Annotated in this window: 22 protein-coding genes and 1 rRNA gene; 14 read left to right on the forward strand and 9 right to left on the reverse strand. The window is 45.4% G+C overall.

The window, feature by feature from the left end; all coding sequences use genetic code 11:
• Positions 1–79 precede the first annotated feature (79 nt).
• The gene (locus BM293_RS09445) at positions 80–3934 is read left to right on the forward strand and encodes a DUF3683 domain-containing protein (protein WP_093448862.1); all 3855 of its coding nucleotides are present in this window, start codon (positions 80–82) and stop codon (positions 3932–3934) included.
• A gap of 77 nt (positions 3935–4011) precedes the next feature.
• On the opposite strand, the gene BM293_RS09450 is transcribed toward BM293_RS09445, so the two are convergent.
• Positions 4012–4323: a c-type cytochrome gene (locus tag BM293_RS09450; RefSeq protein ID WP_093448865.1), complete on the reverse strand. Its 312-nt coding sequence runs from the start codon at positions 4321–4323 to the stop codon at positions 4012–4014.
• A gap of 80 nt (positions 4324–4403) precedes the next feature.
• Positions 4404–4709, reverse strand: a complete 306-nt coding sequence (locus tag BM293_RS09455) for a c-type cytochrome (protein ID WP_093448868.1) — start codon at positions 4707–4709, stop codon at positions 4404–4406.
• Between the two features lie 207 nt (positions 4710–4916).
• On the opposite strand from BM293_RS09455, the gene BM293_RS10300 reads away from it, so the two are divergent.
• A complete protein-coding gene (locus tag BM293_RS10300; protein ID WP_234968974.1) occupies positions 4917–5099 on the forward strand; it encodes a hypothetical protein in 183 nt (60 codons plus the stop codon).
• On the opposite strand, the gene rsgA is transcribed toward BM293_RS10300, so the two are convergent.
• From rsgA to BM293_RS09470, 3 genes are read right to left on the reverse strand one after another with little or no spacing between them, the layout of a single operon-like run.
• Complete coding sequence (gene rsgA, locus BM293_RS09460) at positions 5064–6080, reverse strand: ribosome small subunit-dependent GTPase A (RefSeq protein WP_093448871.1); 1017 nt, start codon at positions 6078–6080, stop codon at positions 5064–5066. The two genes, BM293_RS10300 and rsgA, sit on opposite strands and share 36 nt — an antisense overlap.
• Positions 6081–6089: 9 nt before the next feature.
• On the reverse strand, positions 6090–6431 hold the full coding sequence (locus BM293_RS09465) for a 4a-hydroxytetrahydrobiopterin dehydratase (RefSeq protein WP_093448874.1): 342 nt from the start codon (positions 6429–6431) through the stop codon (positions 6090–6092).
• Between the two features lie 15 nt (positions 6432–6446).
• On the reverse strand, positions 6447–7709 hold the full coding sequence (locus BM293_RS09470) for a M48 family metallopeptidase (RefSeq protein ID WP_093448876.1): 1263 nt from the start codon (positions 7707–7709) through the stop codon (positions 6447–6449).
• 105 nt (positions 7710–7814) lie between these two features.
• Between BM293_RS09470 and orn the strand changes: the two genes are divergently transcribed.
• The 4 genes from orn (at position 7815) to ilvC (ending at position 11836) form a co-directional block, all read left to right on the forward strand.
• Positions 7815–8360 (forward strand): oligoribonuclease, encoded by a 546-nt coding sequence (gene orn / locus BM293_RS09475; protein ID WP_093448879.1) that lies wholly within the window; start codon positions 7815–7817, stop codon positions 8358–8360.
• Positions 8361–8522: 162 nt separating this feature from the next.
• The gene (locus BM293_RS09480; RefSeq protein WP_093448882.1) at positions 8523–10220 is read left to right on the forward strand and encodes an acetolactate synthase 3 large subunit; all 1698 of its coding nucleotides are present in this window, start codon (positions 8523–8525) and stop codon (positions 10218–10220) included.
• 8 nt (positions 10221–10228) lie between these two features.
• Positions 10229–10720, forward strand: a complete 492-nt coding sequence (ilvN, locus tag BM293_RS09485) for an acetolactate synthase small subunit (protein ID WP_093448885.1) — start codon at positions 10229–10231, stop codon at positions 10718–10720.
• 99 nt (positions 10721–10819) lie between these two features.
• Entirely contained in the window at positions 10820–11836 is a 1017-nt protein-coding gene (gene ilvC / locus BM293_RS09490) for a ketol-acid reductoisomerase (RefSeq protein ID WP_093448887.1), read from the forward strand.
• Between the two features lie 71 nt (positions 11837–11907).
• Here the strand turns inward: ilvC and BM293_RS09495 are convergent, their stop codons facing one another.
• Both BM293_RS09495 and gltB read right to left on the reverse strand, forming a co-directional pair.
• Complete coding sequence (locus tag BM293_RS09495; protein WP_093448890.1) at positions 11908–13317, reverse strand: FAD-dependent oxidoreductase; 1410 nt, start codon at positions 13315–13317, stop codon at positions 11908–11910.
• 13 nt (positions 13318–13330) lie between these two features.
• A complete protein-coding gene (gene gltB, locus BM293_RS09500; RefSeq protein WP_093448893.1) occupies positions 13331–17806 on the reverse strand; it encodes a glutamate synthase large subunit in 4476 nt (1491 codons plus the stop codon).
• 347 nt (positions 17807–18153) lie between these two features.
• Here gltB and gdhA point away from each other — a divergent pair, with 347 nt between their 5' ends.
• Complete coding sequence (gene gdhA / locus BM293_RS09505) at positions 18154–19503, forward strand: NADP-specific glutamate dehydrogenase (protein WP_093448895.1); 1350 nt, start codon at positions 18154–18156, stop codon at positions 19501–19503.
• A 63-nt stretch (positions 19504–19566) separates the two neighbouring features.
• Here gdhA and gpmI read toward each other — a convergent pair whose 3' ends face one another.
• Positions 19567–21120: a 2,3-bisphosphoglycerate-independent phosphoglycerate mutase gene (gene gpmI, locus BM293_RS09510; RefSeq protein WP_093448898.1), complete on the reverse strand. Its 1554-nt coding sequence runs from the start codon at positions 21118–21120 to the stop codon at positions 19567–19569.
• Between the two features lie 106 nt (positions 21121–21226).
• On the opposite strand from gpmI, the gene BM293_RS09515 reads away from it, so the two are divergent.
• The 4 genes from BM293_RS09515 to BM293_RS09530 are packed head-to-tail and all read left to right on the forward strand — an operon-like array spanning position 21227 to position 23473.
• Positions 21227–21700 carry a rhodanese-like domain-containing protein gene (locus BM293_RS09515; RefSeq protein WP_093448900.1) on the forward strand — a complete coding sequence of 158 codons (474 nt, stop codon included), beginning with the start codon at positions 21227–21229 and terminating at the stop codon, positions 21698–21700.
• The gene (gene grxC / locus BM293_RS09520) at positions 21697–21960 is read left to right on the forward strand and encodes a glutaredoxin 3 (RefSeq protein ID WP_093448903.1); all 264 of its coding nucleotides are present in this window, start codon (positions 21697–21699) and stop codon (positions 21958–21960) included. Before BM293_RS09515 ends, grxC begins: the two co-directional genes overlap by 4 nt.
• A gap of 1 nt (position 21961) precedes the next feature.
• The gene (secB, locus tag BM293_RS09525; protein WP_093448907.1) at positions 21962–22444 is read left to right on the forward strand and encodes a protein-export chaperone SecB; all 483 of its coding nucleotides are present in this window, start codon (positions 21962–21964) and stop codon (positions 22442–22444) included.
• A 21-nt stretch (positions 22445–22465) separates the two neighbouring features.
• The gene (locus tag BM293_RS09530; RefSeq protein WP_093448910.1) at positions 22466–23473 is read left to right on the forward strand and encodes an NAD(P)H-dependent glycerol-3-phosphate dehydrogenase; all 1008 of its coding nucleotides are present in this window, start codon (positions 22466–22468) and stop codon (positions 23471–23473) included.
• Positions 23474–23482: 9 nt separating this feature from the next.
• Here BM293_RS09530 and BM293_RS09535 read toward each other — a convergent pair whose 3' ends face one another.
• The gene (locus tag BM293_RS09535) at positions 23483–23959 is read right to left on the reverse strand and encodes a tRNA (cytidine(34)-2'-O)-methyltransferase (RefSeq protein WP_093448913.1); all 477 of its coding nucleotides are present in this window, start codon (positions 23957–23959) and stop codon (positions 23483–23485) included.
• Positions 23960–23975: 16 nt separating this feature from the next.
• Between BM293_RS09535 and BM293_RS09540 the strand changes: the two genes are divergently transcribed.
• From BM293_RS09540 to BM293_RS09550, 3 genes are all read left to right on the forward strand, one after another.
• Entirely contained in the window at positions 23976–24923 is a 948-nt protein-coding gene (locus BM293_RS09540) for a dihydroorotate dehydrogenase (RefSeq protein ID WP_093448916.1), read from the forward strand.
• Between the two features lie 34 nt (positions 24924–24957).
• Positions 24958–26148 (forward strand): tyrosine--tRNA ligase, encoded by a 1191-nt coding sequence (gene tyrS, locus BM293_RS09545; RefSeq protein ID WP_093448918.1) that lies wholly within the window; start codon positions 24958–24960, stop codon positions 26146–26148.
• Positions 26149–26611: 463 nt separating this feature from the next.
• A 16S ribosomal RNA gene (locus BM293_RS09550) occupies positions 26612–26786 on the forward strand; the annotation flags it as partial.

Below are 26786 nucleotides of genomic sequence, written 5' to 3' on the forward strand. Positions count from 1 at the left end.
CGTAAAGATCACGTTAAAGCACCAGGCCTGGTGCTTTTTTAACCTTATATGTTAAGAAAAATTGAATGAGTCCAAACCTATGAACAAGCGTATTCGTGAGATTCCTTACAACTATACTTCGTTTTCAGATCGCGAGATCGTCAAGCGTTTTATAGGGGAATCCGGCTGGCAAACGATTGAGCAACTGCGTGAAAGTCGCGGCACCGGTCGTTCAGCGCAAATGCTGTTCGAGGTGTTGGGGGATATGTGGGTTGTCACGCGTAATCCCTATATTCAGGATGATCTATTAGAAAATGCCAAGCGCCGAAGCGCTTTAATTGAAGCATTGCATCACCGCTTGACGCAGGTTGAGTCGCGTCTAAATAACAATAAATTGGCAGAATCATTGTTGAATGCGGTTAAAGAGTCCGTGAAACAATTTGAGGCTTGGTTTCCGCAACAAATATCATTGCGCCAAAAAGTCAGCAAGCGTTTAAAGAAAATCACCCGATTAGACAATGTTGATTTTGGTGGCTTAGCGCGCGTCTCTCATGCCACCGATGCCACCGACTGGCGGGTAGAGTTGCCCTTGGTGGTGATCAGCCCGGATACCGAACAAGAAACCGCCGATATCGTCGCTGCCTGTATTGAGTTGGGCTTGGTGATTATTCCGCGTGGCGGTGGCACGGGGTACACGGGTGGTGCGATTCCGCTTGAAGCCAATACTGCAGTGATTAACACCGAAAAGCTTGAATTCCTCAGTATGGTGGAAAAGGTTGAGCTGCCTGGCGTCGGCGTTAAAGTACCGACGGTGCGCACCGGTGCCGGAGTGGTCACCAAGCGCGTGACGGAGTTGGCGGAACGTAACGGCTTGGTGTTTGCGGTGGATCCCACCTCACACGATGCTTCGACCATTGGCGGGAATATCTCGATGAATGCCGGCGGCAAAAAAGCCGTGCTGTGGGGCACCACCCTGGATAACTTAGCCTCCTGGAAAATGGTGATGCCAGATGCCAGCTGGTTAGAAGTCGTGCGTGTCAATCATAACCTTGGCAAACTGCAAGACCAGGCGACCGTCAGTTTTGAACTGCATCGTTATGAGTCCGACGGCAAAACGCCGCGCGGTGAAGTCGAGCGCCTGGATATTCCGGGGGCGGCTTTCCGTCAAGCCGGGCTGGGGAAGGATGTGACCGACAAGTTTTTGAGTGGTCTGCCCGGTGTGCAAAAAGAAGGCTGCGACGGTTTAATTACCTCAGCACGGTTTATTTTGCATCGCATGCCGGAACATATCCGCACCGTGTGTTTAGAATTCTTTGGTACGGATTTGAGCCTGGCGGTGCCGGCGATTGTGGAAATCACCGACTATATTGAAAGCAAAAAAGCGCAAGGCATATTGCTGGCCGGTCTCGAACATTTAGACGAGCGTTATGTGCGTGCCGTCAAGTACAACACCAAGGCCAACCGCCGTGAATTGCCGAAGATGATTCTGTTGGGTGATATTGCCGGTGACAATGGTTTTGAGGTGGCGAAAACCTGCCAAGAAATTGTTGAACTGGCTAAAAAACGTAACGCCGAGGGCTTTGTCGCTGTCAGTGCCGAAGCACGCAAACGTTTCTGGTTAGACCGTTCACGCACCGCCGCAATTTCGGCTCATACCAATGCGTTCAAAATCAACGAAGACGTGGTGATTCCTTTGCCGCGTTTGAATGAGTACAACGAAGGCATAGAACGCATCAATATTGAAATGTCGCTGCAAAACAAGGTCGAGATTATTGATGCCTTGGAAGTGTATTTTAACGGCGAGATTAAAGAATATACCCTTGAAGATGATTTTGAAGATTCGCAAGGGGATCCGGCAGCCTATTTTAAAACTAAGGTTGATGCCACCCTAGCACATTTGTCGAATGTAAAGCGCAAGTGGCAGGCGTTTTATGACGGTTTGGACAAACCCGCCGAGCAGTTTTTAGACTTAATGGATGAGTCGGCGCGCACCTTGATTCGTGACAATGAATCTTTGGTTAAGCTGATTTTACGTCGTGATTTAGTGGTGTCCTATCGCAAAGAAGTGCTGGAGTTTCTGCAACAAACCTTTATGGGACATGATTTTGAACCCATGATGAAACGGCTAAAAGAGCTGCATTTTGATATACGCAATGCGCGTTTATTTGTGGCGCTGCATATGCACGCCGGCGATGGCAATATCCACACCAATATTCCGGTGCATTCCAATAATTATCGGATGATCCATCAAGCCGAAGCGGTTGTGGAACGCGTGATGAAACTCGCGACCGAATTAGGCGGGGTGATTTCGGGTGAGCATGGTATTGGCCTGACCAAAATCGAATTCCTGGCGCCGGAAAAAATCCAAGCCTTTGTCGAATACAAACATAAAGTTGACCCGAATGGTCACTTTAACAAAGGCAAGCTCATGCCGGGTTCCGGCCTGCATAACGCCTATACGCCGTCTTTGTCCTTGGTTAAGCAAGAAGCGTTAATTCTTGAAGCCAGTGAATTGGATCAGCTCAATAATGATATTAAGGACTGCTTACGTTGCGGTAAATGTAAGCCGGTCTGTCAGACCCATATTCCGCGCGCGAATTTGCTTTATTCACCACGGAATAAAATTCTAGCCACCGGTCAGGTGATAGAAGCTTTCTTGTATGAAGAACAAACACGTCGCGGGATTTCATTGCATCATTTTGATGCGATGAATGATGTGGCTGATCATTGTACGACCTGTCATAAGTGTGAAGCGCCCTGTCCGGTCGATATCGACTTTGGCGATGTGTCGATTAGGATGCGCAAGATTCTGACCGATATGGGCAAGAAAAAAGTCAGCTTGGGCACCAAGGCGGCTTTATTCTATTTGAATACTGGACAACCAGGCCTGGTAAAACTGCTGCGCACGACGATGATTGGTTGGGGTGCGTTGGGGCAGCGTATCGGGCATAAACTAGCTAAGATGACGGGATTGTTGGGCAAAAAAGACCAGCTACCGGCTAAATCGACCGGCAGTACACCGGTGACGCAGCAGGTGATTCATTTTGTACGTAAACCGTTGGATACCGGACCCAATCAACCGACCATGCGAGCCTTATTAGCGTTGGAAGATCGTACCATTGTACCAATTTTGCGTGACCCACAGAAAACCACCGAAGAGTCGGAAGCGGTGTTTTATTTCCCAGGCTGTGGTTCTGAGCGTTTGTTTAGTGACATCAGTTTAGCAACCCTGGCGATGCTGTATGAAACCGGCGCACAAACGATTCTGCCACCGGGTTACTTGTGTTGCGGTTATCCGCAAACTGCAGCGGGGCAGGCGGCCAAGGGAGCGCAAATTACCACTGAAAACCGAGCTTTATTTCATCGGGTTGCTAATACGCTGAACTATATGGACATTAAAACGGTGTTGGTGTCTTGTGGTACTTGTATGGATCAATTGTTGAAGTATGAGTTCGAGCAGATTTTCCCGGGTTGTCGTTTGTTGGATATTCACGAATATCTGATGGAGAAGGGCGTGAAAATGCCATCAACTAACGGTGTGCAGTATATGTATCACGCGCCGTGCCATGACCCGATGAAAAAATATGATTCTACAAAGGTGGCATCTGAACTCACCGGTATCAATGTGCCGCTGAACGATCGCTGTTGTAGCGAAGCCGGTACGCTTGCGACGGCAAGGCCGGATATTGCCAACCAGTTACGTTTCCGCAAAGAAGCGGAGCTGAAGCAGGGCATTAAAGACCTGACCGGTGAAGAGAAAGCCGTGAATGGCAATGTTAAGCTGCTGACCTCTTGTCCGGCCTGTCAGCAGGGCTTAAATCGCTATCAAGACGATACCGGTTTAAAAACCGACTATATTGTGGTTGAGTTAGCCAACAACTTGATGGGTAAAGACTGGAAAAAAGATTTTGTGGCTAAGGTCGAAAAAGAAGGCGCTGAGCGAGTATTGTTATAATAATAGTGATGAAGATAAAACCGATCTTATAAAAAAGCCCCAATTAGGGGCTTTAATCACAGTGGATTTGGCAATGATTATTGCGGTGTCTGCTGTGAGTAGTATTCTGCGAGGTCACGAATTTCTTCATCTGTTAGTCCTCGGGCAAATGCTGCCATGGACTCATCTCGTCTAAACCCATCTCGGTAGTCTTTCAGCGCTTTTTCAAGATAGGCTGCGTGCTGACCAGCGAGTTTCGGGAAGTTGGGCACTGTACTATTACCATCAGCTCCGTGACAACCAATGCAAGTATTGAGCTTAGCTGGTTGTCCAGCCGTCTGAGCGACAGCGACATTTGATGCAGTCATTAAACCTAATGAAACAGCAAGAACCATACTTTTTTTATTCATTATTTTCTCCATGCCTTTAGCTGAAACACGATGTTCCAAAGGTTAAAACCGCCCAAAACGGGCGGCTTCGCGGCAATGACTTATAAAGAAGCCATGTATGCAGACAAGTTAGCAATGTCTGCATCAGACAAGCCAGCCGCCATAGGCGCCATCATAGCTGTCATTGGACCAACTTGCTCACCAGCACGGTACTTTTTCATTAGCTCAGCCAATTCACCAGCGTCACGACCAGCAACGGCTGGACCTACACCGCCTTGACCTTGCATACCATGACAACCCATGCAGGTTGAATAAGCAGCTTGACCAGCAGCAACATCACCTGCTTGTGCAGCCATACCAAAAGTCATTAATCCTGCAGCTGTCGCAGCTAAGATTGATTTTTTCATTTTGCACTCTCCTAAAGCACGTAAAAAAATTTTAGGGATATCCCTCTATCTATTAGACATTAATCATGTATTTGAGTCAAGTTAACTCGCTTTAATCCTATGCTAGTTCATGTTTTTTACGTGAAGTAATGGTTTTGATAAAAACTAAGAATACCTCGTTTTTTTCTTGTTAAACAAATTAGAATATCAATTTTACAAATTTACAGGATGGATGTTGTGGCGCTGATTAAAATTTGGTTATTAGTCATGTTGGCTACTTTTGCAAGTTGGTATGTGTTGAAGTTAATTAATAACCCCAAACCGCTGGCTTGGGTATTTCTGTTTTGGGTGTTGGTGATAGGTTTAACGGCCGGTTTACTTTATTTTATCTCGGTTTTTTTGGCCGCCTGATAGATCAAAATAGTCCGCAAATTCCTGTCGAAGGTTTTGAAAGCTGGCAAAACGGCTTTCGGCAATGTTACCTTCATCAACCGCTTGACGTATTGCGCAGCCTGGTTCATGCTGATGGGTGCAGTTATCAAAACGGCATTGTCCTAAAAATGGCAAAAAGTCGGGGTAATAGCCTTCAAGTATAGACGGTGAGCAGGGCGTAGGTGTAAAACGACGAACGCCCGGTGAGTCTATAATGTCACCACCGCAAGGCAGATGATACAAAATACTGTTGGTTGTGGTATGTACCCCAAGGCCGGTTGCTGCCGACAAGGAGCCGGTGCGAATGGCAAGGTCAGGTATGAGGGCATTGATTAATGATGATTTTCCTGCCCCAGATGGCCCAACAAAAACCGATGTTTTCTGGCTTAAAAAGGCTTTAATGTCATCAAGTCCATCGCTTAGTTGCGCGGAAACGGTGATAATGTCTATGCCCATTTCATCATAAGGTAGTAAGGTTTCGGCTAGTTCTTCCCAGGCTTCGTCATTGGTCAATAAATCGATCTTATTAATGATCAGTGCGACTGGGATATCCAGTTGCGCGGCAGCGACCAAGTAGCGATCAATCATATCAGGATGCACGCCGGGTTCGATAGGCGCAACAATTCCAATCACATCAATGTTTGCAGCGACCATCCGCGTTTGGCCTCGAAAGCCGGGTCTGGCGAGTTCACTATGTCTTGGCGAAGTCGCGCTGACGATACCACGCCCAGCTTCAGCATCAGGTTCCCAAAGTACCCGGTCTCCTGCCACCAACTTACCTAGGTGTTGACGAACGGCACAGTTAAAAATAGTGCCTTGCTTGTCTTCTACAAGTAGGCGTTGGCCAAAGTTGGTGATAACCAGGCCTGACCGTACTTGTGAATTCTGTTGATCTGCCGTCTTAAACCGGTTTTTCTTCACTCGGCGTTGTTGCTGAATGTTAAGTTTTCGTTTGCTCATCTAAGCTTTTCAATTTAGCAATGCATTGATTTTTGCAGCCATAATCACATCATTCTGGCTTAAGCCTTTTATGCTGTGGGTTTTGAGCGTGATAGTGCACTGGTTGTAGCCAAATTGAATATCAGGATGATGGTCTTGTTGGTGTGCGATCCATGCTACGGCATTAATGAAAGCCAAGGTTTGGTGATAGTTTTTGAACTTAAAGGTTTTGTTGATGCTTGCATAGTCAAGGCTGACATCCCAGCCTGGCAGCATATTCAAATAACTCTCTATAGTTGGGATAACCAGGCTTTTAGTGCCGGGCTGGATGTCTTCACACTGCTGATTAACTAGATCGGGTAAGCCACTCATCGTTGCTCCTTGTCATTATTGATTGCTGGGTGTTGTGGTTAAAGAGTTCAAATGATCAATACGAATCTTAGCAGGCGGATGACTGTCATGATAAGCCGAGTAACTTGGATCCGGTGTGAGGCTGCTGGCATTATCGCGATAGAGTTTTAGTAAAGCGCTCACTAAATGCTGTGCGCCAACGTGTTTGGCAGCAAATGCATCAGCTTCAAATTCATCTTTGCGACTTTGAATAGCCATAATCGGGCCAAGAAAAAAGAACATCAAGGGTACGGCTGTCACGAATAGCAATAAGGCTGCTGCGGGTGTAGCGCTGGTCATGCCAAGACCCGCATAAAAGGCTGGCCACTGTACTAACCAGCCAAGCAGTGCCAGGCCTGCTAGGCTAATAAACGCACTCATGATGAGGCGTTTTTTGATATGGCCGTGTTTAAAGTGTCCTAGCTCGTGTGCAAGCACGGCTTCCACTTCATCGACACTCAGTTTTTCCAGCAGGGTATCAAAAAATACAATACGTTTGTTTTTGCCCATGCCGGTGAAGTAGGCATTACCGTGTCCAGAGCGGGAGGAGCCATCCATGACAAAAATGCCATTAGATTCAAATCCGGTGCGTGCCAATAATGCTTCAATTCGTTGTTTCATTTCACCTTCTTCAAGTGGGGTGAATTTATTGAATAGCGGCGCGATCCATTTTGGATAGGCCCATAGCAGCGCAAGGTTAAAGATCATCCAAACTGCCCATACTGCTAACCACCAGGCTTGGTCAATGTAGGTGTTCATAAGTAGAACAATGACCCACAATAGAGGTAAACCTAAAATGAGCATTAGCAACCATTGTTTAACTAGGTCGCTGATAAATTGTTTGGGAGTGGTACGGTTAAAGCCAAACTTAGCTTCAATTTTAAAGGTGCTTATTAGGCTGAAGGGTAGATGGAGTAAAGCCAAAAACCAAAAGGTAAATAACAAAAAGCCAACATCTTGCCAGATGGGTGCCAGTTCCAATCCCTGCCAAATAGTATAGATGTCTTGAAAACCGCCACCCAAGGTCATGATTAGGATTAATGCGGCATCGAAAAATAAAATGAACCGCGCAAGCTGAAGTTTCTCACGACTATAATCAGCGGCTTTTTGATGAGCGGCTAAATCTACTGTTTGCGCAAATTCCTGCGGTACCGCATCCTTGTGTATGGCAATGTGTAATTGATTTTTAATATTGAGAACTAGCTCTATTATCAAGTTAGTTGCCCAGCTTATTAAAAACAAAATACTCACAATATTCATAAAGTCTCCTGGGTAGCACGATGCTGACATGCAGCGGCTTTGGCTTTTTTCAAATTGGGTTAAGGGGTATTATGGCGGTTTATTTTATGTCAAAACGGAAAAATTATGAAATCTGATACAAATTTAGTGTGGATTGATTTAGAAATGACTGGGTTAGAGCCAGGTACCCACAAAATAATTGAAATTGCGACGGTTGTGACTGATTCAGCGTTAAATATTGTGGCGGAGGGACCTGTTATCGCAATTAAAACGCCAGACGAGGAACTTGCTAAGATGGATGAATGGTGCCAAAAGACTCATGGAGCGTCAGGTTTAACCGCTCGGGTTAAGGGGAGTGTCGTATCTGTTGAAGAAGCACAGAAAATAACAATCGATTTTTTAGCACAATATGTCAGCAAGGGGCAGTCGCCTATGTGTGGCAATAGTATTTGTCAGGATCGAAGGTTTTTGGCGGTTGATATGCCCGAGCTAGAAGACTATTTTCATTATCGAAACTTAGATGTAAGCACCCTTAAGGAGTTGGCAAAGCGCTGGCATCCAGAAGTCTATAGTGGTTTTACTAAGAAAAACACGCACCTGGCTCTGGATGATATTTACGAATCAATCAGCGAGTTACGACATTACCGTGAAGAGTTGTTTCCAAAAGGTTAATTTCCTAGTAAAATAGTCGGGAATTGTTTGGTATAGCAAACAAACGAGTTCGCTGATATTTTTACGCAATCAGGTTAAATTTCGTTATAATTAACGACTTTTCAAATTTTATTCCAAGAACGACTTTTTCTAAGAGTCGTTAATCAATGGAGGACCATTATTGTGGAACTAACTGGTGCCCAAATTCTCGTTCATTTTTTAGAGGATGCGGGGGTAGAGCATGTATGGGGTTATCCAGGTGGCGCGGCTTTGCCGATTTACGATGCACTGGATACCGATGCAAAAGAATTGAAACATATTCTGGTGCGTCATGAACAAGCGGCAGTGCATGCCGCAGACGGTTATGCTCGCTCTACAGGTAAGCCAGGTGTGGTGCTGGTAACATCGGGTCCTGGAGCAACCAATACCGTAACAGGTATTGCAACAGCTTATATGGACTCTATTCCAATGGTGGTGCTTACGGGTCAGGTTCCCACGAACTTGATTGGGTCAGACGCATTTCAAGAATGCGATACTGTAGGCATCACGCGCCCCATTGTGAAGCATAATTTCTTGGTCAAGGATGTTAAAGATTTAGCAATTACGCTCAAAAAAGCATTTTATATTGCTACAACCGGCCGACCAGGCCCCGTTGTTGTTGACATTCCTAAAGACGTACAAAACGCCATAAGCACCTATGTGTATCCACAAGAAGTTGAGCTACGCTCTTACTTACCTGTAACGAAAGGTCATAGCGGTCAAATCAAAAAAGCGGTTGAGTTGATGTTGTCAGCTGAACGCCCCGTCTTCTACACGGGTGGTGGTGCGGTACTGGGTGATGCTGCGGACGAGCTTATTCAGCTGGTACGATCATTAGGTTACCCGATTACACAGACGCTTATGGGATTAGGAGCCTATCCAGCTCAAGACCAGCAAAACTTAGGCATGTTAGGTATGCATGGTACCTATGAAGCCAACTTGGCAATGCATCACTGCGATGTGTTAATTGCTATAGGATCTCGTTTCGATGACCGTGTGACGGGTAATATCGCCAAGTTTTGTCCAAATGCTAAGATCATTCATGTTGATATAGACCCTGCATCTATCTCCAAAATTATAACTGTTGATGTGCCTATCGTAGGTCCAGTTAAACAGGTTGTAGCAGAAATGAATCAGCACTTGGCAGGGATGGATAAAGGTGCTAATCAAGAAGCGATCGACGCTTGGTGGGCTCAAATCACTGAGTGGCGTGAAATGAACTGCTTAAAGTTTGATGAAAGTGCTACCAAGATCAAGCCACAAGCGGCAGTCAAAGCGGTCTGGGAGGTAACAAACGGTGACGCTTATGTGACATCGGATGTTGGACAGCATCAAATGTTTGCTGCGCAATACTACACCTTCGATAAGCCCAGGCGTTGGATAAATTCCGGTGGTTTAGGCACAATGGGCTTCGGTTTGCCTGCTGCTATGGGTGTTCAGATGGCTTTTCCAGATGCTACAGTTATCTGTGTGACCGGGGAAGGATCTATTCAAATGAACATCCAAGAACTTTCCACCTGTTTGCAATATGGTTTGCCAATCAAAATTGTGAGCCTAAATAATGGCTATTTAGGTATGGTAAGACAGTGGCAGGAGTTTTTCTACGATCGCCGTTACTCTATGTCCTACATGGATTCTTTGCCGGACTTTGTTAAGTTGGCTGAAGCTTATGGTCATGTAGGGGTGCGTATTGATGACCCTAAGACTATGCGTCAACAGCTTGAGGAAGCTTTTGCGCTGAAGGATCGCCTGGTGTTTATTGACATTGTGACTGACCCGCAAGAGAACGTCTACCCAATGATTCCAGCAGGTGCCGGACAAAACGAAATGATTTTGGTGTAAATATATTTATGAAACATATAATTTCAATGCTCATGGAAAATGAGTCAGGAGCACTGTCACGGGTTGCGGGCTTGTTTTCCGCGCGTGGTTATAATATTCATGCTTTAACGGTTGCGCCTACCGAGGAAGAGTCCTTGTCAAGGTTGACACTCGTCACGAGTGGTACCGCGCACCAGATTGAGCAAATTGTTAAGCACCTTAACCGTCTAATTGACGTGGTGAAAGTGGTGGATTTAACAGACGGACCTCATATCGAGCGGGAGCTGATGCTGATAAAGCTAACTGCACAGGGTGCATTCCGTGAGGAGTTGGTGAGGTTGACTGATATTTTTCGTGGCACGATAGTCGATGTTACGGCAACGACCTATACCGTTCAACTGGTGGGCGAGACACAAAAGCTTGATGCCTTTATTGCTGCCATTGATCCTGCATTAATTATGGAAACGGTTCGTTCTGGCGCAATGGGCATTATGCGCGGCGAAAAATGTTTACAACTCTAAAACATTCATTAGCAGGCCTGGTTTTAGGTATTTCGTCTAGGACTAGGTTATAATTCCGCAAATAATCATCTTAACTCGTTTAATTTCAAAGGAAAAGCAATGCAAGTTTATTACGATAAAGACTGTGATCTTTCTATTATTCGTGGCATGAAAGTCGCGGTTATCGGCTTTGGTTCGCAAGGTCACGCACATGCTGCGAATTTACAGGACTCTGGTGTTGATGTTACCGTCGGTCTGCGCCCAGGTTCGTCTTCAATTAAAAAAGCTGAAGGCTATGGTTTAAAAACCGCAGATGTAGCTACGGCTGTTGCTGGTGCAGATTTAGTGATGATCCTAACACCAGACGAATTCCAATCTGTACTATACAAAGAAGAAATCGAACCTAATTTGAAAAAAGGCGCAGTATTAGCCTTTGCACATGGTTTTGCAGTTCTTTACAACCAAGTAGTACCTCGTGCCGATCTTGATGTCATTATGATTGCACCTAAAGCACCAGGCCACACAGTACGTTCAGAATTTGTTAAAGGCGGCGGAATTCCTGACCTAATCGCAGTTCACCAAGATGTATCTGGTAAAGCAAAATCTATCGCGCTTTCTTATGCTTCAGGTGTAGGCGGTGGTCGTACCGGTATTATCGAAACGACCTTCCGTGAAGAGTGTGAAACTGACCTGTTCGGTGAGCAAGCCGTTCTTTGTGGTGGTGCAGTTGAATTGGTTAAAATGGGCTTTGAAACTCTGGTTGAAGCCGGTTATGCCCCTGAAATGGCTTACTTTGAGTGTTTACACGAGTTAAAACTGATTGTTGACTTGATGTACGAAGGCGGTATCGCCAACATGAACTACTCCATTTCTAACAATGCTGAGTATGGTGAGTATGTTACGGGTCCACAGGTCATTAACGAAGAAAGCCGTATGGCAATGCGTGAAGCCCTCTACAACATCCAAAGCGGTGAGTATGCTAAGCGTTTCATTCTTGAAGGTATGACCAACTACCCAGAAATGACTGCGATGCGTCGTATGAATGCAGAGCACCCAATCGAAGTCGTTGGTGAGCAATTACGTTCGATGATGCCTTGGATTCAAGCGAACAAAATTGTTGATAAAGATAAGAACTAAGTTCTGCTTTAATCGATGATATTAAAAAGGCTCCATTTGGAGCCTTTTTGGTTTTGAGCTGATGATTAAGACTAAACCTCTAGATAATCCAGGATGCCTTCAGCGGCATCACGCGCTTCAGCAATAGCATGAACAACTAAGCTAGAACCTCTTACCATATCACCTCCTGCGAAAATCTTAGGATTAGTGGTTTGGAAAGGATACAAACTATCTTTTGAAGCAACAACGCCTTCCCAGCTATTTAACTCAATATTGTAATGCTTAAACCATTCTGGAGGATTGGGTTTAAAACCAAATGCAACAATAACAGCATCGCAAGGAATGACAGTCTCGGAACCGGCTACCGTTTCGGCGCGACGACGACCATTTTCATCAGGCTCCCCCATTTTGGTTTGAATAACCTTGATGGCTTCTACCTTGCCAGTGCCAATAATTTCTACAGGTGCAAGGTTGAACTTAAATTGAACACCTTCTTCCTTGGCATTTTTAACTTCAGCACGTGAACCCGGCATATTTTCTTCATCACGACGATAAACACAATGTACTTCACTCGCGCCTTGACGAATCGAAGTACGAGTACAGTCCATTGTCGTGTCACCACCACCTAATACGACAACGCGTTTGCCGGCCATTGAAACATAGGGTTCGGGTGTCTGTGCGAGGCCAAGCTCATGTTTCACGTTACCCACCAAGAAATCGAGAGCCTTATAAACACCGGGTAAGTCTTCACCAGGGAAGTTACCACGCATAGGCTTATAGGTTCCCATGCCTAAAAACACAGCATCATGCTGACTAATAATATCTTCAAATGCGATATCCTTGCCTACTTCAATACCCAGGCGGAACTCTACACCCATGTGTTCAAATACACGCCGGCGATGCTCAACGACTTTTTTATCTAGTTTAAACTGGGGTATGCCAAAGGTCAGTAAGCCACCAATTTCAGGTTGTTTATCAAAAACAATGGCTTGTACACCATTGCGCACAAGCACATCGGCAGCAGCTAGGCCGGCGGGTCCAGCGCCAATTATGGCCACTTTCTTGTCCGTTTTAACAACATCTGACATATCAGGTAGCCAGCCACTAGCAATGGCAACATCACTAATATATTTTTCGACGGCTCCAATGGTAACCGCACCAAAATTGGTATCGTGGAGCGTACAGGCTTGTTCACATAAACGATCTTGTGGGCATATCCGACCACACATTTCGGGAAGTGAGTTCGTTTTATGTGATAGTTCAACCGCCTCCATCACATTGCCTTCTGCAACAAGTTTGAGCCAGTTAGGTATATAGTTATGAACGGGGCAAGCCCACTCACAGTAAGGGTTGCCACAATGAAGGCAGCGATCCGCTTGAGCCATGGCCTCTGAGGCATCGAAGTCGGTATAGATTTCTTCAAAATTTTGACGACGTTCTGCCGCTTCAAGCTTTGTAGGAAGTTGGCGGTCTAATTCTAAAAATTGTCTTACGTTTGACATCTATAAATTCCTTTTAAGCCGCATCATTTGCAAAAAGTTGTAGCAGCGTCTTCACATCAATGGCGCGAGATTTAACAAGCCAAAAGTGACCGATATACTGACTAAAGTTGGCTAAAACCTCTTGGCCCCATGGACTTTGTGTTTTTTGAACATACTCGTTTAAGAGTGATTTTAGATAGTTGCGATGGGCTTCAGTCATTTCCGTGTCGACTCTCATTGCTTCGACCATTTCGCCATTTAGCCGATCAGGTAAAGTACGTTCGAGGTCTAGAATAAACGCCATGCCGCCTGACATACCGGCTCCGAAGTTCACACCGACTTCACCCAAGCTAACGATGGTACCCCCCGTCATGTATTCGCAGCCATGGTCACCGAGTCCTTCCACCACTGCAATGGCGCCTGAGTTGCGAACACCAAAGCGCTCACCTCCCGTACCTTGCGCAAATAAACGACCGCCTGTTGCACCATATAAGCAGGTGTTACCTACAATTGGCGTGAAGCGCGGGTTAAACGCCGACTCTTTTGGTGGGATAATGACGATTTCTCCACCGGCCATACCCTTGCCAACATAGTCGTTAGCATCGCCTTCAAGGTGAAGGTTTAAACCGTCCACATTGAAGACACCAAATGATTGACCAGCAATGCCAGTTAGTTTTAATGTTATCGGGTTAGATAACATACCGTGATTACCATAACGTTCGGCAATTTCACCGGCTACGCGGGCGCCTATTGACCGCCCAGTATTTACCAGTTTAAAGTTGAAGATACCGCCACTCTTAGCTTCAATTGCAGGTAGCACTTGTTTGACCATTTCTTCTGCTAAATCACCGCGATCCCAAGGGTTGTTGCGTTCAACTTGAACAGTTTGGGGTTTATTAGCCGGCACACCTCCATCGCTAATGATGCTAGTAAGATCTAAATTGCGTTGTTTATCAGTGAGAGGATTGTCAATGATAGCAAGAAGATCCGTACGTCCAACTAATTCCTCTAAGCTTCGAACACCCAACTTAGCCATCCATTCACGTGTTTCTTCAGCTACAAACTGGAAGTAATGCATAACCATTTCAGGTAAGCCAATATAGTGCTCTTTGCGTAAACGCTTGTCCTGCGTTGCAACACCAACGGCACAAGTATTTAAGTGGCAAATGCGAAGGTACTTACAGCCCAGTGCAATCATCGGTGCGGTGCCAAATCCAAATGACTCTGCGCCCAAAATAGCCGCTTTAACAACGTCTAGTCCGGTCTTTAGGCCGCCATCTGCCTGAACAATAACTTGGCCACGAAGATCGTTGGCGCGTAAAACTTGGTGGGTTTCTGCTAGACCCATTTCAAACGGGTTACCCGCATATTTTACCGAAGTGATTGGGCTGGCACCGGTACCACCATCATAACCAGAAATCGTTATAAGGTCGGCATAGGCCTTGGCCACACCCGCCGCAATCGTGCCAACCCCCGGTTCTGCAACCAGCTTAACAGATACTAAGGCATTGGGATTAATCTGCTTTAGGTCATATATTAACTGTGCTAAATCCTCGATCGAATAGATATCGTGGTGCGGTGGCGGTGAAATTAGGGTAACGCCTGGTACCGAGTGACGCAGCTTAGCAATAGTCATATCCACTTTATGACCGGGCAGTTGTCCTCCTTCGCCCGGTTTAGCACCTTGAGCGACCTTAATTTGAAGCACTTCCGCGTTGCGAAGGTAATGCGCGGTGACACCAAAACGACCAGAAGCAATCTGTTTGATTTTAGACATTTTTTCAGTGCCATAGCGACTCGGGTCCTCAGCGCCTTCACCAGAGTTGGAACGTGCACCTAATCGATTCATTGCGGTGGCTAATGATTCGTGTGCCTCAGGCGACAGGGCGCCAAGTGAGATACCTGCGCTGTCGAAACGTTTGTAGATACTGGTTAGCGGTTCAACCTCATCTACAGAAATAGCTTTGATATCCTTGCGGAAAGTGATCATATCGCGGATGGTCATGGCTGGACGGTTGTTTACCAGATCAGCAAAGATGTCATAGTAGCGTTTTTCGCCAGTTTGCACCGCGTTACGTAGGTTTTCAACCACATCTGGGTTGTAGGCGTGGTATTCGCCACCATGAACATATTTAAGTAGTCCACCTTGCGCCATTTTTTTGCGTGGGTTGAACGCTTCTTTGGCTAGGCGTAATTGATCAGCTTCTAGGTGTTCAAATTTAGTACCTTCAATTCGGTTTGCGGTACCTGGAAAGCATAATCCAACGATTTCTGAACTCAAACCTACCGCCTCAAACAACTGTGAGCCTCGGTAGGACGGCAACGTGGAAATTCCCATTTTAGACATGATTTTCATCAAGCCTTTATTGATGCCCTTGCGGTAGTTACTGATCAACTTGCCTATCGGGGTAGCAGGATCGAGCTCTTTGGTACGTTGCATGTCAGCAATAGCGGCATAGGCAAGATATGGATAAACCGCTGTTGCACCATAGCCAAACAATACAGCGAAATGATGCGGGTCACGCGCCGTTCCTGTCGCTACAATGATATTGGCTTCAGTACGCAAGCCTGCCTTAATTAAGTGATGATGTAGTGCACCGGTTGCCATAACCGCCGGGATTGAAGTCATCTCCGCGCTAATGTTTTCATCGCTTAAAATGACCAAAGTAACCCCCGCTGTCACGGCTGCGGCTACCTGTTCATTCATTTTAATGATAGCTGACTTTAGATCTGTTTGATTAGCATCATAGTGCAAACTGAAAGTCTGAGCGCGATAATTCGGGTCATCCAAAGCTAAAAGTTGATCCATCATGCTTGGTGTTAGAATTGGTGACTTCACCTCTAGACGATGCGCATGATCCGGACCTTCTTCAAACATATTGAGCTCGCGGCCAAAACAGGTGTTGAGCGACATCACGATCGCTTCGCGTAACGGGTCAATAGGTGGGTTGGTGACCTGGGCAAACATTTGACGGAAATAATCAAACACCGAGCGTGGTTTATGCGAGAACACCGGCAGCGGGGCGTCGTCACCCATCGATCCAACAGCCTCTTGTGCAGACTCTGCGAGGACACGGATAATTTGGTCACGTTCTTCAAAACTAACTTGATAGTATTTTTGATAACTATTAACCGTTTTGGCATCCCAGTTACCCTGTAAGGTTTCTTGATCATGCTGTTCTTCTAGATGGCGATAACCCGCATCCATCCATTGACGGTATGGTTTAGCGGTTTTTAATGCGTGGTCAATTTGATCAGGCATTAGTAACTGACCGTTTTCTAAATCAACTGCAATCACTTGTCCTGGTTTTAAACGGCCTTTTTCAGCAACGTCTTCTGGTGCATAATCGTAAACGCCAATTTCGGAGGCAAAGGTAATATGGCGATCTTTGGTAATAACGTAACGTGTTGGGCGTAAACCATTACGATCCACACCGCAAATAGCATATTTGCCCGTATTAATGACCAGGCCTGCTGGACCATCCCAAGGTTCCATGTGCATAGAGTTGTACTCTAGGAAGGCTTTTAGATCGGCATCCATGTGAGGAACATTTTGCCAAGCTGGTGGGATCAGGAGGCGAAGTGCTTGGAAAACTGACATGTCGCCCATCATCAGTACTTCGAGCATATTATCGAGGCTGTTTGAGTCTGAGCCAGACTGTGCAACTAGAGGTTTAAGTTCAGCAAGCTCTGGAATGAGTGGTGTCTCAAATTTTTGTTGACGAGCCAACGCCCAGTTACGGTTACCCCGAATCGTATTGAGTTCACCGTTGTGTGCAAGAAAGCGGAAGGGCTGCGCCAAACGCCATTGTGGCATGGTGTTAGTAGAAAAACGTTGATGATAAGATATTGATGATGACGCAAAATCTGGATTGACCAGGTCTAGGAAGTAGAGCTCTAACTCACGCGGCATCACTAATCCCTTGTATGCAATCAGTTGTGAGTGCAGCGAGGCAATATAAAAGTCGCTGTCATTGGGCTCAATAGCCATTTCAGTTTTACGCCGTGCCGTGAAAAGCTTGCGATTGAATTCGTTTTCATTATTACTTGAAGGAGCGTTAACAAAGACTTGTTGAATACACGGCTCCATTGATGCAGCCTGCGCACCCAGAACGCTTGAATTAACGGGTACGTCACGCCAGCCAGCGACTTGTAAACCTTGTGACTCGATGGCTGTTGTTAGTGTTTGTTTTGCGCGATCTGCAAAATCGGCATTTTGGCTTAAAAACACCATGCCAACAGCATATAGTGGGTTAAGGGTAATGCCGAGTTGCTGTGCCTGTGATTCGAAAAAGGCAGAAGGGCGCTTAATAAGTAAGCCGCATCCGTCACCTGTGCAGCAATCTGCAGCGACCCCCCCGCGATGCGTCATCTTTGATAATGACTTAATCGCTGTTGCTACCAGCCAATGACTCGGTTGGTCATCCATGTTAGCAATCAGGCCAAAACCACAGTTTTCTTTCTCAAAATCTGGGGAGTAAAGGCCTTTTAGGGTATTCAATGAGTTCATGTCTAACGGTTCCTTATGTTCTGGGTTTTGCGGGTCGTCAGAGAGCTAAGTAGAGGCTATCTGGAAATCGCTCACAATTTAATGCGCCCAGTGCGCGGCAAATTTATTTATTCGGCCCTTTTATTTAATTTACTAAGAAAAAAGGGGTGGTTAATCTATAGTTTTAATGGTCTTTTGTCAAGATTTAATCCAAGATACAGCAAGAGAGCCATTAAGCGTTTTCAACTTTTTAATACTCTATAATAATAGGTTAGGTGGAACAATGTAGCGTGATTTTTGACAAAAAAATGACATTAAATCATCTTTAAAATATAAGCCGAGCCTTAGAGGCCTGTGAGGATCGAAAAATGGGTTTAAAGTTAGAAGATAGCTTGGACTTAATCTATCAGGAAGTGTTAAAGAGAAATCCAGGGGAGCTGGAGTTTCATCAGGCAACTTTTGAAGTGTTTGAAAGCTTGAATCCAGTGATGGCGAAGCACCCGGAAATCGCGAAGAAAAAAATCTTGCAACGTATTTGTGAGCCTGAGCGCCAAATTATTTTTCGCGTGCCCTGGGTTGATGATCGTGGTGAGGTGCAGGTTAATCGTGGGTTTCGCGTTGAGTTTAATAGTGCGCTTGGTCCCTATAAAGGGGGCATTCGTTTTCACCCATCGGTTAATTTGAGTGTCATTAAGTTTTTGGGCTTTGAGCAGATTTTTAAGAATGCCCTAACCGGTTTACCGATAGGCGGTGGAAAAGGCGGCAGTGATTTTGACCCCAAGGGTAAATCGGATAATGAGATTATGCGCTTTTGCCAAAGTTTTATGACCGAGTTGTACCGTCATATCGGTGAGCATACCGATGTGCCAGCGGGTGATATTGGTGTCGGTGCCCGCGAGATAGGCTATATGTTTGGTCAATACAAGCGTATTACAAACCGCTACGAGTCTGGTGTATTTACTGGTAAAGGTATTGCATGGGGCGGATCATTGGCGCGCAAAGAAGCAACCGGTTATGGCGCGGTATTTTTTGCCCAAGAAATGATGAAAGCGCGTGGCGATAGCCTAGATGGCAAGACAGTGGTTGTGTCCGGTTCGGGAAACGTGGCGATCTATGCAATTGAAAAAGCGATGAGTTACGGTGCTAAGGTCATTGCGTGCTCAGATTCTTCTGGTTTTATTGTCGATGAGAAGGGGCTAAAACTTGAAGTAGTTAAACGCCTTAAAGAATTGGAGTATGCGCGTATTAGTCAGTATGCTGAAGAGGTAAGGCACGCAAAGTTTTATCAAGATGGGTCTATTTGGTCAGTGCCCTGTGATGTGGCCTTGCCATGTGCGACGCAAAATGAACTGAATGCTAGTGATGCAGAAATGCTGGTTAAAAATGGTTGTAAAACGGTTGTTGAGGGGGCAAATATGCCGTGCACACCCGGTGCGATTCGTGTATTGCAGCAAGCAAGTTTGGCCTATGCTCCGGGTAAGGCAGCCAATGCTGGTGGCGTCGCAACCAGTGCATTAGAAATGCAACAAAATGCGAGTCGAGATTCTTGGACGCAGGATTATACCGAGACACGGTTACATGAAATTATGGTCAATATTCATCAAAACTGTTACGAAACAGCGGAATGCTATGGCTGCCCTAATGATTATATTATGGGCGCCAATATCGCAGGGTTCTTAAGAGTAAGCCAGGCAATGTGTGCGATGGGGGTGATTTAATCTTAATTACGATAGCAGGCCTGCTCATGGAGCGCCTGCTGTTGAAGTCTTAATGAGTCAACGTTAATCAATACAGATTGACTGGCCTGTCATTTCTTCAGGTTGTGATAAATTCATCAGCTTTAATAGCGTTGGAATCACATCCGGAAGACTCCCGTTTTCACGTAACGAGAACCCCTGTTTACCAATGTAGACAAAAGGAACTGGGTTGGTGGTGTGTGCCGTCAATGGACTGTTAGTGGTTTCATCCCAAAGTTGTTCTATATTGCCATGGTCAGCGGTTATGAGTAATTCACCTTCTACGTTTGTCATAGCTGCCGTAATGCGAGCAAGGGCTGCGTCAACTGCTTCAACGGCTTTGATGCAGGCTGCAAGGTTTCCAGAGTGCCCGACCATGTCTGGGTTAGCAATATTGCAAATAAACGTATCATATTTTTGCGATGAGATGGCGTCGCATAATTTATCAGTGAGTTCATTGATGCTCATTTCAGGCTGCAAATCATAGGTCGCAACTTTAGGTGATGGAATCAGGATTCGATCTTCATTTTTATTGGGCGCTTCAACGCCACCGTTTAAGAAAAAAGTCACATGAGCGTATTTTTCGGTCTCTGCAATACGAAGCTGGGTAAGACCTTGTTTTGAAACCCATTCTCCAAAAGTGTTGATTAATTTGGTGGGTCTAAAAGCAACAGATACATTGAAGTTTTTGTTATATTCAGTCAAAGTGACAAAGTCGCTGAGGATCGGTGAAACGTCACGGTGAAAATCAGCAAAGTCACGCTCTATAAACGGGCGAGTAAGTTGGCGGGCGCGGTCAGCTCGATAATTCATAAAAATAATGGCGTCACCGTCTTTTATTTTAATGGGTTTGCCATTCTTTTTGACTATTGCCGTGGGTAAGATAAATTCATCCGTTTCACCGCGCGCGTAGGCTGCTTTGATGGCATCTTTGGCAGAGTCGGCAGTAAAATCACCTTGTCCACTGGCTATGACATCAAATGCCTTTTGTGTTCTTTCCCAGCGATTATCGCGATCCATGGCGAAATAGCGGCCTGTGATAGAGGCTATGCGCCCACTATCAAGCGATTTTAAATGTTGTTCAATGTCTCTTACGTAACCCAGTGCGCTTTCAGGTGCAGTGTCACGGCCGTCGGTAAATAAATGTAAATTCGTTTTGGCACCACGTTTGATAGCAAGTGAAGCCGCCGCTTTAAGATGATTGATGTGGGAGTGTACGCCGCCATCTGAAACTAGGCCAAGTATGTGAACTGCACGCCCGCGTGACGTGGCCGAATCAATAGCGTGGACTAATGCACTATTGTCAAAAAAGATGCCATCCTCAATCGCTTTTTGAATGCGAGTGAGTTCTTGGTAAACCACGCGCCCTGCGCCAAGATTTAAATGGCCTACCTCTGAGTTACCCATTTGACCATCTGGTAGGCCGACATTGAGGCCTGATGTATTAATAAGCGTATTAGGGTTGTTTTGTAAAATGCTGTCCCAGGTGGGGGTCTGAGCTTGTGCGATGGCGTTATGTTCATTGTTTGGGTTGTGGCCCCAGCCATCTAAGATAATAAGGCCGACTGGCTTAGCTGTCTTAATGGTTTGTTCGGTCATTTATTAGCCCTGTAATTAAAATTAGTCATAAATTGGATTTATTGTAGCCAGTTTCGCTGTTAAAATCATCTGATTTGCGAGAAACTCGTTAGTTAAGGATAGAACTATGTTTGCAGATTTTGTTGCTCAAAATGTATTGTTGTTTGTGGCTCTTGGTGTGATTACGCTGATGCTACTTTACTCTTATGTTGGCGATAGGTTTTTGGGTTATCAACAGGTATCGCCAGAAGAGGCAACCCGTCTCTATAATCAAGGCGCACTGGTGGTGGATGTGCGCTCAGACGCGGAATTTAAAACGGGTTATATTGGCGAAGCACGTCATATAGCCAGTAGTGAGTTCAAGGATAAGATGTCAACGCTTGACCACTTTAAAGAAAAGCAAATCTTAGTTTATTGTCAATCTGGTGCGCGCTCCGGTGGCGCGGCAAGTCAGTTAGTTAAGTCTGGTTTTAAGCAGGTTGCAAATTTACGCGGCGGTATTTTGGCGTGGAAAATGGCAGGATTGCCTTTAAATCAGCCGGTATCTAAAAAAGCGCGTCGTAAGGAAAAAGGTTCGGGAAAGCGAAAGGGGGGCGTATGAATACCGAAGTAGTTGTTTACGCCAATAACACTTGTCCATATTGTTTCAAAGCGCGTAAACTTTTGGATCAAAAAGGAGTGATGTATACATGGCATAATATTGACCAAATTCCAAATGGTTGGCAAAAAGTAAAGGATGTGTCGGGGCGTAACACCATTCCCCAGATTTTTGTAGGAGACGACCATATTGGTGGTTGCGATGAATTATATGCGGCTGATAAATCAGGTCAGCTAGATGAGCTATTAGCAAAGGTTAAGTGAAATGGCAGAAGACAAACGCTTTTTAATCAACAAAATTTATGTCAAAAATGTATCTTTCGAAGCACCTAATTCACCGGGTATGTTTGCGGTGGAGTTTAAGCCTAAAATGGACGTGAATCTTAACGTTGAAAGTTACAACATTGAAAATGATATTTACCACGTCATGGTAAGGGTAACTGTCACTGTTAAGATCGATGATAAAACAGCCTTTTTGTGTGAAGTGGATCAAGCAGGCGTATTTACGATTGCCAATTTTGAGCAGGCAGAACTCGGTTATATGTTAGGTAGTCAGTGCCCTAATATTCTTTTTCCATTTGCTCGTGAAACGGTATCGGATTTAGTTGTTCGCGGAGGGTTCCCTCAATTACTGCTTGAGCCGGTTAATTTTGATGCGCTCTATGCTAACCATATGCAACAGAAGCAGGCGCAAGGGGAGCAAGCGGATGAGAGTTCGCGTTCTGCTGTGCAAAACGAAATTGGTTAACGAGATAGCGGTGCTTAAGTTTTGTTAAGGTTAGCGGTACTGGGTGCGGGTGCATGGGGGACGGCATTAGCTGTTCATCTTGCAGCAAAAGGTCATGATGTGGTGTTATGGGCGCACAGTAATACTCATGCCGAAAGTATGGTGTTACAACGTGAGAACCCGCGATACTTGCCAAATATTGTCTTTCCCGATCGTTTGATGGTTACAGCCGATCTAGCTGTCGCCCTAGCTGATGTTGATGGTGTTTTGCTGGTTGTGCCGAGTGACGCTTTTGCCGATTTGTTAAAACGGGTTGTGCAGCTAGTAGGTCAACCCAAACACCTTGCTTGGGCGACAAAAGGGTTTGATCCACAAAATCAGCGCTTGCTGCATCAAGTTGCCGTCGATGAGTTGGGTGCTGACGCTCCGATGGCGGTTGTTTCGGGCCCTACCTTTGCCGATGAAGTGGCAAGAGGTTTGCCAACGGCCATGGTTAGTGCATCTCAAGATTCAGCTGAGGCAGACTTTTGGGCGCAGGCTTTTCACTATAAACATTTTCGCATGTATACCCAAGCAGATATTGCGGGTGTAGAGGTGGGCGGCGCATTCAAGAACATTATGGCTATCGCAACGGGTATAAGTGATGGCATGGGTTTGGGCGCAAATGCGCGCGCAGCATTAATCGCCAGGGGTATGGTTGAAATGCAACGCTTTGGTGCGTTATTTGATGCTCAACCTTCTACCTTGATGGGATTAGCAGGCCTGGGAGATTTGGTGCTTACCTGTACTGATGATCTTTCTCGTAATCGACGTTTTGGTTTGAGCCTAGCGCGATCAGGTAGGAGTGCGCAACAGGTGCAGCAGGAAATTGGTCAAGTAGTTGAAGGGGTCAAGGCTGTTAAGATTGTGATGGCAATCGCTCAAGCCCAGCAGCTAGAGTTGCCTATTGTTGAACAGGTTTTCAAGCTTGTCCAAGGTCAAATAACCGCCGAAGAGGCGGTAACGCAATTACTTGCACGTGAGCAAACTGCCGAGCAAGGCTTGGTCTAGTGCTTATGGCTAGTGTTTAGGACTGCTCAAGGGTTGAAAGTCTAGTTGGCGCCAAGCCTCATAAGCCATGACTGAAACGGCATTGGCCAAATTCATACTTCGAGCTTCTGCAACCATCGGTATGCGCAGTAATTGCCCATGTGGAAATTGATTGCGGACTTGCTCTGGAAGGCCGCGACTTTCGGGACCAAATAAAAATGCATCACCCGGTTGATACGAAGGTTCATGATAGTGGTGCGTGGCCTTGGTTGTTAGTGCATATACTCGATTGGGTCTGATAGATTCTAGGCATTGCTCAAGGTTATCGTACGCAAATACATTGGCGAGTTCATGATAATCCAGCCCCGCACGTCTGACCCGTTTTTCACTCAAGTCAAAAGGAAAGGGTCTGATTAGGTGTAAATGCGCACCCATGTTGGCGCTCAGTCGAATCAAAGCTCCCGTATTTTGCGGGATTTCTGGTTCATAAAGAATAATATGTAACATAGTAGTAGGTATCGCTATGGTTGATTTATCAGTTAATATTTGTGGTGTAGTCTGCCGCTCACCTGTTGCCATGGCGTCAGGTAACGCTGGCTATGGTTTGGAATATCAAGCCGTATCAGGCTTTCGTAGCCAAGATGTTGGCGCGGTGTTTCTTAAAGGCACTACATTAGAGCCCAAGTTAGGTAATAAACCTGATCGCGTCTGGGAGACACCCAATGGATTATTAAATTCAATTGGGCTACAAAATCCGGGTGTTGATTATGTGGTAAATCAATTGCTTCCGCAACTGGATTATAGCGCTACCCAATACTTTGCTAACGTGTCCGGTTCCTCCATTGAGGAGTATGCTGAAGTGTGTCGTCGTTTTGAACAAACCGCATTAGCAGGCCTGGAAATTAATATATCCTGTCCTAATGTGAAAAAGGGCGGGGCGGCTTTTGGTAACGATCCGGATATGGCGGCGCGCGTGGTTGAGGCATGTCGTGCAAGTACGACTAAGCCACTAATAATAAAATTGTCACCTAATCAGACAGATGTTGCTGAAGGTGCGCGTCGAGTGATCGAAGCGGGTGCTGATGCACTGTCTGCTATTAATACCTTAATGGGTATGTCAATTAATATTGATACTTGGCGGCCTGATCTGGGTAACAATCAAGGCGGTTTGTCTGGTCCAGCAATTAAGCCCGTTGCGCTTTTGCGCGTGCATCAGGTTTACCAGGTTGCTAAGCACCATGACATTCCGATTATCGGCTTGGGTGGCGTGAGCTGCGCCGAGGATGCAATTGAGTTTTTCTTGGCGGGAGCATCAATGGTTGCTGTTGGCACCGCGTTGGCAAAAGACCCATTATTGATCAAGAAAATGAATAAGGATATTGCGCGTTATCTTGAAAAGCACGGCTTGCAGTCCGTTAGTCAGTTGACCGGAAAGTTAGAATTAAACACCGATACCGTGTTGTGCGGCTAATTCGGTGTTAAAGACAATATATTAGAGAGCGAAGATGTTAAGTATTGATGAACAGTTAGCCATTATTAAGCGTGGCGCAGAAGAGATTTTGGTTGAAGCCGAGTTGGTTGAAAAGTTAAAGCTGAATCGTCCGCTCATTGTTAAAGCAGGTTTTGATCCCACTGCGCCGGACTTGCATTTGGGTCATACCGTATTAATTAATAAGCTTAAGCAGCTACAAGATTTGGGACATGAAGTTCATTTCCTAATTGGTGATTTCACTGCGATGATTGGTGACCCAACTGGCAAGAGCGCTACGCGTCCTCCTTTGTCGCATGAAGATATAGCTGAAAATGCTAGAACCTATCAAGAGCAGGTCTTCAAAATTCTTGATCCATCGAAAACAAAAGTGGTTTTTAATTCCGCATGGTTCAGCGATTTTAGCGCAGCAGATATGATTAGATTAGCCTCGTCAGCGACTGTTGCACGAATGCTAGAGCGTAATGATTTCGAAACCCGTTATCGTGCAGGTTCGCCAATTGCATTGCATGAATTTTTATACCCGCTTGTTCAGGGCTATGATTCGGTTGTGATGAAGGCTGATATTGAATTAGGTGGCACGGATCAGAAGTTTAACCTGCTCATGGGACGTCAGTTGCAACAACAGGCGGGCGACAAACCACAAGTTACGCTTACTATGCCTATATTAGAAGGCTTGGACGGCGTACAAAAAATGTCAAAGTCACTTAATAACTATATCGGCATTAAGGATGCGCCTAATGATATGTTTGGTAAAGTTATGTCAATCTCCGATGAGTTGATGTGGCGTTACTATGAATTGTTGAGCTTTGAAAGTCTTCAAACAATTGAGGGCTACAGGATCGCGGTTGAGCAGGGTGAAAATCCACGTAATATTAAGGTTAAACTTGCATTTGAATTGGTGTCGCGTTTTCACTCCGAAGAGCAGGCTCAGTTAGCACTACATGATTTTGAAACACGCTTCTCAAAAAATGCCATACCTGATGATATGCCTGAATACATATTTGAGCAAAGTATGCCGCTGGCGAATTTGTTAAAAGAAGCAGGCCTGGTTGATACAACTTCTGAAGGACATCGTATGGTAAAACAGGGTGGTGTCAAATTAAATGGTGAAAAATTGAGTGACAGAAAAGCTGTTATGACCAATTTAGCATCAAGTGTTATACAAGTAGGTAAGCGTAAATTTGCCAGGGTCACCATTAAGTAATTGTACAAAATGCACAAATGATAGTCATGGAAGTGGGTTTTGTGTGTAACTCTGTGGATAAGTTTGGCTTGGGCAGTCTATAAACCTAGTTTATAAAAAAACTTTAAAAAAACCGTAAAAAAGAGTTGCAAGGAACTGGGGAGTCTGTAGAATACGCCTCACTTCGAAGCGATGCGCTAAGAAGGTAAGAAACAAGCGGTTTGAGTGAAAAGATTTTGAAAATAAATATTGACACTAAAACGCAGGCCTGGTTATAATAGCGGGCTTCCAAGCGACGATATGTTGGTTTGGTAAAGTTAGAAAGAAGTTCTTTAAAAAGTAGGTAATTCAGAGATAATTTATGTGGAAGTGCTTGAATGAGTATCTGCAAAAATTAACTCGAAACGACAAATGTAAGTATAGGTAGAAGTAATTCTTCCATGTTAACTTTGTCAATTCCGAGTGTTTAAAAATGTTCAAGATTAAACTGAAGAGTTTGATCCTGGCTCAGAATGAACGCTGGCGGCAGGCCTAACACATGCAAGTCGAACGGTAACAGAAGAGCTTGCTCTTGCTGACGAGTGGCGGACGGGTGAGTAATGCATGGGAATCTGCCCTTTGGTTGGGGATACCGTATGGAAACGTACGTTAATACCGAA

The sequence above is a fragment of the Thiomicrospira sp. ALE5 genome (genome assembly GCF_900112445.1).
GTDB lineage: Bacteria > Pseudomonadota > Gammaproteobacteria > Thiomicrospirales > Thiomicrospiraceae > Thiomicrospira.